This is a genomic window from Pseudomonas sp. 2VD, assembly GCF_005503585.1.
GTDB lineage: Bacteria > Pseudomonadota > Gammaproteobacteria > Pseudomonadales > Pseudomonadaceae > Pseudomonas > Pseudomonas aeruginosa.
In genome coordinates, this window is the sequence record NZ_SCND01000313.1 from 1 (window position 1) to 6,975 (window position 6,975).

Annotated in this window: 6 protein-coding genes and 1 pseudogene; all 7 read right to left on the reverse strand. The window is 68.7% G+C overall.

Annotated elements, in window-relative coordinates; all coding sequences use genetic code 11:
* Positions 1-685 (reverse strand): Wsp signal transduction system regulator diguanylate cyclase WspR (gene wspR / locus FFS27_RS25370; RefSeq protein ID WP_134584364.1); only part of this gene is annotated, 685 nt, incomplete at its 3' end.
* A gap of 107 nt (positions 686-792) precedes the next feature.
* A complete protein-coding gene (gene wspF, locus FFS27_RS25375; protein ID WP_003092534.1) occupies positions 793-1,800 on the reverse strand; it encodes a Wsp signal transduction system protein-glutamate methylesterase WspF in 1,008 nt (335 codons plus the stop codon).
* Positions 1,797-4,105 (reverse strand): annotated as a pseudogene (gene wspE, locus FFS27_RS25380) (Wsp signal transduction system sensor histidine kinase WspE). Before wspE ends, wspF begins: the two are co-directional and overlap by 4 nt.
* On the reverse strand, positions 4,102-4,791 hold the full coding sequence (locus FFS27_RS25385) for a chemotaxis protein CheW (RefSeq protein WP_003103738.1): 690 nt from the start codon (positions 4,789-4,791) through the stop codon (positions 4,102-4,104). The pseudogene wspE and the gene FFS27_RS25385 overlap by 4 nt, the downstream one beginning before the upstream one ends.
* Positions 4,784-6,052 (reverse strand): CheR family methyltransferase, encoded by a 1,269-nt coding sequence (locus FFS27_RS25390; protein ID WP_023100857.1) that lies wholly within the window; start codon positions 6,050-6,052, stop codon positions 4,784-4,786. Before FFS27_RS25390 ends, FFS27_RS25385 begins: the two co-directional genes overlap by 8 nt.
* A complete protein-coding gene (locus FFS27_RS25395; protein ID WP_003137965.1) occupies positions 6,049-6,564 on the reverse strand; it encodes a chemotaxis protein CheW in 516 nt (171 codons plus the stop codon). Before FFS27_RS25395 ends, FFS27_RS25390 begins: the two co-directional genes overlap by 4 nt.
* Before the next feature lie 4 nt (positions 6,565-6,568).
* Positions 6,569-6,975, reverse strand: a 407-nt coding sequence (locus tag FFS27_RS25400; RefSeq protein ID WP_137952277.1) for a methyl-accepting chemotaxis protein, incomplete at its 5' end; no start/stop codon positions are given.

Consider the following 6,975-nt stretch of genomic DNA (forward strand, 5'->3'; position numbering starts at 1 on the left):
GGGCCTCGTCGCCGGCGACGTGGCCGAAGGTGTCGTTGTAGCTCTTGAAATAGTCCACGTCGATCATCAGCAGCGACAGTTGCGACTGCTCGCGCAGCGAGCGGCGCCACTCCATCTCCAGGTATTCGTCGAAGTGACGACGGTTGGAGAGCCCGGTCAGGCCGTCGGAGTTCATCAGCCGCTGCAGCACCAGGTTGGTCTCCAGCAACTGCTGCTGGCTCTCGCGCAGCGCCCGATAGGCCTCGTCGCGTTGCTGCAGGGCGATGTACGAACGCGAGTGGTAGCGGATCCGCGCCACCAGCTCGATGGCGTCCGGCAGCTTGACCAGGTAGTCGTTGGCGCCGGCGGCGAACGCCGCGCTCTTCACCGTCGGCTCTTCCTTGGTCGACAGGACGATGATCGGGATGTCGCGGGTCGCCGGGTTGCCGCGGTAGGCGGCGAGCAGCGTGAGGCCGTCGACGCCGGGCATCACCAGGTCCTGGAGGATCACCGTCGGCTTGATCTGGTTGGCCACCGCCACCGCCTGCTGCGGATCGGAACAGAAGTGGAAGTCGATGCCCGCCTCGCTCGCCAGCGAGCGACGCACAGCCTCTCCGATCATGGCCTGATCATCGACAAGCAGTACCATGACCGCGCCGTCCAGAGGGGCGCCCAGGTCGGTCTTGCTCTCATGAGGGTTGTGCATGTTTCTCTCCGGGACCGGGGCCCCTCGTATCAAATTGAATGCTGTTCCACGCACCGCCACGGCGGGCGCCGGCGCCTACCCTGGCGCCTGACCGGACTCGCGCCCGGCTAATCGAATACCTCCGCCAGGCGCGGGGCGATCTTTTCCAGGGAAAGGATCTGCACCGCGGCATCGATCGCCGCCGCGGCCTTCGGCATCCCGTAGACCGCGCAACTGGCCTGGTCCTGGGCGATGGTGAGGAAGCCGCGCTCGCGCATCTGCTTGAGGCCCTGGGCGCCGTCGCGGCCCATGCCGGTCAGCAGCACGCCCACGGCGTCGCCACGCCAGTAGTTCGCCACGCTCTCGAAAAACACGTCGATGGACGGCCGGTAGACGAAAGAACGCGGTTCGGCGGTGTACACCAGCGAACCGTTGCGCAACAGGCGGATGTGATTGTTGGTCCCCGCCAGCAGGATCTGCCCCGGTATCGGCGGCTCGCCATCGCGCGCCAGGCGCACCGGCAGCTTCGATTCGCTGGCCAGCCATTCGGCCATGCCGGCGGCGAAGACCTCGTCGACATGCTGCACCAGCACCACCGCGGCATTGAAACTGGCCGGCAGTTGCTTGAGCAACACCGCGAGCGACGCCGGACCGCCAGCCGAGGCGCCGATCGCCACCAGACGCTGGCGCGCCCCGCCGGCCTTCGGCGGCACCACCTGGACCTTGCCACGGTTATCGCGCTGGCCGATCAGCCAGCCGACGTTCTGAATCTTGCGCAACAACGGCGCCGCCGCCGTTTGCGGGTTGCCGATGCCCAGCGCCGGCGTGTTCACCGCATCGAGCGCCCCATATCCCATCGCTTCGAAAACCCGGTGCACATTCTGCTCGATATCGACGGTAACAATCACGATCGCGCAAGGACTTTCCGCCATGATCCGACGAGTTGCCTCGACGCCGTCCATCACCGGCATGAGCAGGTCCATCAGCACCACGTCGGGCGTATCGGCGGCGCACTGGGTCACCGCCTCGGCACCGTTGCTGGCGACCCAGACGATCTGGTGCTGCGGCTCGAAGGCCAGCGCGCGGCGCAGCGCCTCGACGGCCAACGGCATGTCATTGACGATTCCGATCCTCAACCCTGTGCTTCTCCGATCAGGACGACGACGGCATCCAGCAAGGCCTCATCGTGGAAACTGGCCTTCGCCAGATAATAGTCGGCGCCGGCGTCGAGACCGCGCCGACGGTCCTCCTCACGATCCTTGTAGGACACCACCATCACCGGCAGCGACTGCAGGCGGCTGTCGCGACGCACCAGGGTGACCAGTTCGATACCGTCCATGCGCGGCATGTCGATATCGGTGATGAGCAGGTCGAAATGCTCCGAGCGCAGGGCGTTCCAGCCGTCCATGCCATCCACCGCCACTGCCACGTCGTAGCCGCGACCGAGCAGGAGCTTGCGTTCCAGCTCACGCACCGTGAGCGAGTCGTCGACCACCAGGATGCGCTTGCGTTGCGCCCCGCCGGCCTGCCGCCGGCTGCGATCGATGCGCTCCAGGCGGCCGCTGCTGAGCAGCTTGCCGACCGAATGCAGGAGGTCCTCGACGTCCAGGATCAGCACCGGCGAACCGTCGTCCAGCAAGGCGCCGGCGGAAACGTCGCGCACCTTGCCCAGGCGCGGATCGAGAGGCATCACCACCAGGGTACGCTCGCCGACGAAACGCTCCACGGCGACGCCGTAGACCGCATCGCGGTCGCGCACCACCACTACCGGGATGGCCCCTTCGGTGCGGCTGCTCTCGGGCCGCTGCAGCAGTTGCGCAGCCGAGACCAGGCCGACATGGCGCCCCTCGTACCAGAAGTGCTGGCGACCTTCGAGCTGGACGATCTCCTCCGCTTCCAGCTCGCACATGCGCTCGATATGCGCCAGCGGGAAGGCGTAGGCCTCCTCGCCGATCTCCACCACCAGGCTGCGCACCACGGACAGGGTCAGCGGCACCTCGACGTGGAACAGCGTGCCCTGCCCCTGGCGTTGCTCCATGCGCACGCCGCCACGCAACTGGCGGACCATGTGCTGCACGGCGTCCAGTCCGACGCCGCGACCGGACACCTCGGTGACCTGCTCGCGCATGCTGAAGCCGGGCAGGAAGAGAAACGCCAGGAGTTCCTCCTCGCTCAATTGCGCCGCGGTCTCGGCGGTGGCGAACTGGCGATTGAGCACGGTCTCGCGCAGGCGCTGCAGATCGATGCCGCCGCCGTCGTCGCTCAGTTCCAGGACCAGCATGCCGGCGTGGTGGCGGGCGCGGATGGTGATCCTGCCCTCGGCCGGCTTGCCGGCGGCGAGGCGGGTTTCCGGCGCCTCGATACCGTGATCGACGGCATTGCGCAGCAGGTGGGTGAGCGGCGCTTCGAGTTTTTCCAGGACATCCCGGTCGACCTGGGTGCTTTCGCCCTCGACCAGCAGGCGCACCTGCTTGCCCAGCGAGCGGCCCAGGTCGCGAACCATCCGCGCCTGGCCGCTAAGGACGTCGGCGAACGGTCGCATCCGCGAGGCCAGCGCCGCGTCGTAGAGCACCTGGGCGCGCTGGCCGCCCTGCCAGGCGAACTCGTCGAGATCGGCGATGTGCTGCACCAGCATCTGCTGGCATTCGCCGATCAGTTGCCGCGCCTCGCCGAGCATGGCCTGGGCCTGCGGGTCGAGGGCGGTTTCCTGGACCGTCTCGCGTACCACGTCGAGCGCGCGGCTGGCGCTGGACTGCAGGCGACGCAGGCGTTGCAGGGAATCGGCCAGCGGCTTGATGCGCTGGAACTCCACCAGCGACTTGCTGGAGATATCCAGCAGCCGGTCCAGGCGCTCGGCGGTGACCCGCAGGACCCGGCTGCGGCGCTCCTCGGCCTGTTCGCCGCCCGCCTGCCCGGCGGGCTCCTCGTCGTTGTCGTCGCTGGCGGCCGCTGACGCCGCTGGCGGCGCCTCGGGGGCCGCTTCCGGCAAGCTGGGAGTCGTCGCCGGCAGCTCCGCGCGGGCCAGCGGAGGCCGCTGCGCACCAGGCCTTCGAGGCGCTGCACCAGGCCGTCGATCTCTTCCCGCCCGGCGCCTTCGGCCCAGCCTGCGTCGCCGGCGGGCGGGGTGCCGATACGCAGCAACAGGTCGCAGCCCTGGAGCAACGCATCGATATGTTCCGATTGCAGGAGCAGGCGTCCGTCCTGCGCCTCCACCAGGCAATCCTCCATGACGTGCGCCACGCGCACGCCGGCGTCCAGCCCGACGATCCGCGCCGCGCCTTTCAGCGAGTGCGCGGCGCGCATGCAGGCTTCCAGTTGGTCGGCCTGGGTCGGGCTGCGCTCCAGCGCCATCAGGCCGGCGTTGAGCACCTGGGTCTGGGCCTCCGCCTCGAGCCGGAACAGCTCGAGCAGCGACGCGTCTCTCATCTGGTCCGGGGTCATGCCAGGCTCCGCGCTACGGCTTGCAGGAGAGGGCCTTCGTCGAGCAGGGTGATGCTCCGCTCACGCCATTGCAGCACGCCGGCCACGTGCCGGCGCGAGGCCTGGCCGTCGGCGTGGTTGGGCGGCAGTATCCGCGCCAGCGGAATCGCATGGATGCCGTCGACTTCCTCCACCGGCGCCACCACCGGACCGCCGGCGGCGGAAATGATCAGCATGCGCGGAACCACCCGGCGCTCGCTGACCGGCGCGGCGCCGGGTTCGAGATCCAGCAGTTCGCCGAGGGAAAGGCAGGCGACCAGCGCGCCGCGCACGTTGGTCACCCCTTGCAGGGCGCGCGAGCGCTGGTGCGGCAGGGAATGGATAGGATTCATCGGCGCCACTTCCACCAGGCTGCCGGTGGCCAGGCCGAACCACTCTTCGCCCAGGCGGAACACCAGGATCGAACGCGTCTCGCCGAGGTCGCTCTGTTCGCGCTGGCTGTCCATCGTTTCGGCGCTGTCGAGCTGGTCCTGGCGCAGGGCGATGCGGTCCAGCAAGTAGGTCGCCGCGGCAGCGTAAACCTCGCAGTTGCGGCAATGGACATGCTCGGCCAGGCGTTCGCAGGACTTGTCGCCATGCACGCCGATGCGGTTCCAGCAGTCATCCACCTGTTGGGTATCGAGCAAGGTCAGGCTCGCCTCAACCATCTTTGTTCACTCCACGGGCCGCACGTTGCTGCAGGCGCCGGGCGCCGGCATGGTCGCCGCGAGCGGCGAGCAGCGCCGCCAGGTGCGCCAGCGCCTCGGCGTGCTGCGGCTCCAGGTACAGGGCCTTGCGGTAGAAATCCTGGGCTTCCTGCTCCTGCCCGGCGACATCGCTGAGCAGCCCGAGCCAGTAGAAGACCGTGGCCGACGGCCCACGCGCGGCCAGTTGGCGCTCGCAGGCGGCGCGCGCCTCGCGGTGCTGGCCGGCATCCGCCAGGCGGGCGATTTCGTCGAACTCGCCGACGGGACTGGCGAGGGGCTGGCCGCTGGCTCGCGGAACCAGGCTGGACAGCCGCTGGCGCGGTTTCGCCGGTGGCGGCGGCGAAGGCCGAATACTCGCACGCTCCACGGCGGCGGCAACGACCGGGCGCGCTCCGTCGCTCACCGCTTTGGGCCGCGCGCCGCGGGGCGCCTCGCTGGTCCGGCGGAACACGAAAGACAGCGGCACGCCGATCGGCTGCATGCCATGCTGGCTGAGCAGGCTCGCCTCGGCTGGTCCGATGAACATCGCGCCGTCCGGCCGCAACAGGCGCTTGAGCACCTCGACCACCTCGCTCTGGGTCGGGCGGTCGAAATAGATCAGCAGGTTGCGACAGAACACGAAATCGTAGGGTGCCTCGCCCGCCAGTAGCCCGGGATCGAGCAAATTGCCGCAGCGGAAGCGCACCTTGCGGCGAACCTGCTCGGCCAACTGGTAGCCATCGGCAACCTCGCTGAAATGGCGGTCGCGAAACCCCAGTTCATCGCCGCGAAAGGAATTCCTGCCGTACACCCCGAGGCTGGCGCGCTCGATCACCCGAGCGCTGACGTCGAGGGCGTCGACCTCGAACAGGTACTCGGAGAGCCCGGCATCGAGCAAGGCCATGACGATGGAATACGGCTCCTCGCCGGTGGAACAGGGCAGGCTGAGGATCCTTAGCGCGCGTCCGCCGCCCAGGCTCGGCAGGCGCTCGAAGGCCAGCCTGGCGAGAGTGGTGAACGACTCCGGGTAGCGGAAGAACCAGGTCTCCGGCACCACCACCGCTTCGATCAGCGCCTGCACCTCGCCCGGCGAGCCGTTCAGGCGCATCCAGTATTCGTCCTCGTCGTGCAGCGCGAGGCCGCTCATGCGCTGGCGTACCGCGCGCTCGATCACCGCGCTGCCCACCGAGCTGGCATCCAGGCCGATCCTGCTCTTGAGCAGGCGTTCGAAGCGATCGTTCATGCCGCCCCCTCGCCGCACTCCGGCGGGAACAGCAGGGCGCGCACTTCGTCGGGCAGCAATGCCTCGACCCGCACCCATTGCACCAGTCCCCGTGGTCCTTCATAGACCGGGCCGAGATAGCGGGCCCCGCCGTTGTCCAGGCCATAGTCGCGGAACGCCGACGGTTCGCAGCGCAGGGTATCGGTGGCCTGTTCGAGGATCAGTCCGAGCCAGACCGGCTCTCGGTCCTGGCGGGCGCGGTATTCGACCAGCACGATGCGCGTGCTGGTGCGGGCCAGCGCCGCGCGGCCGAAGGCCATTGCGCAGAGGTCGAGCACCGGGACCAGGACGCCGCGATGGGAGAACACCCCGGCGACCCATTCCGGCGCCTCCGGAATGCGCTTCAGGCGCAGCAGCGGCAGCACTTCGACCACTTCGCGGGCATCCAGGGCATAGCGGTCGCCTTCCATGCGGAACAGCAGGAACAGCTTGCTGGTGCGTCGATGATCGCCGGTGGAGCGGGACACGGTCACAGCCTCAGACTTTGAAGCGGGATACGCCGTTGCGCAGCCCGTTCGCCACCAGGTTCAGCTCATCGATGGCGAAGCTGGCCTGGCGCAGCGACTCCACGGTCTGCCCGGTGGCCTCGCCCAGTTGCACCAGCGCCTGGTTGATCTGCTCGGCACCGGTCGCCTGGGCCTGCATGCCCTCGTTGACCATCTGCACCCGCGGCGCCAGCGCCTGCACCTGCTGGATGATCTGCGACAGTTGCTCGCCGACCTGGCCGACCTCGGCGATACCGCGGCGGACCTCCTCGGAGAACTTGTCCATGCCCATCACCCCGGCCGATACCGCCGACTGGATCTCGCGCACCATCTGCTCGATATCGTAGGTGGCGACCGCGGTCTGGTCCGCCAGCCGGCGCACCCCGGTGGCCACCACGG

Bases quoted from the DNA above. Each gene is read 5' to 3' on its own strand.
- FFS27_RS25385 (WP_003103738.1), bottom strand. From the start codon at position 4,791: ATGGTTGAGGCGAGCCTGACCTTGCTCGATACCCAACAGGTGGATGAC.
- FFS27_RS25390 (WP_023100857.1), bottom strand. From the start codon at position 6,052: ATGAACGATCGCTTCGAACGCCTGCTCAAGAGCAGGATCGGCCTGGAT.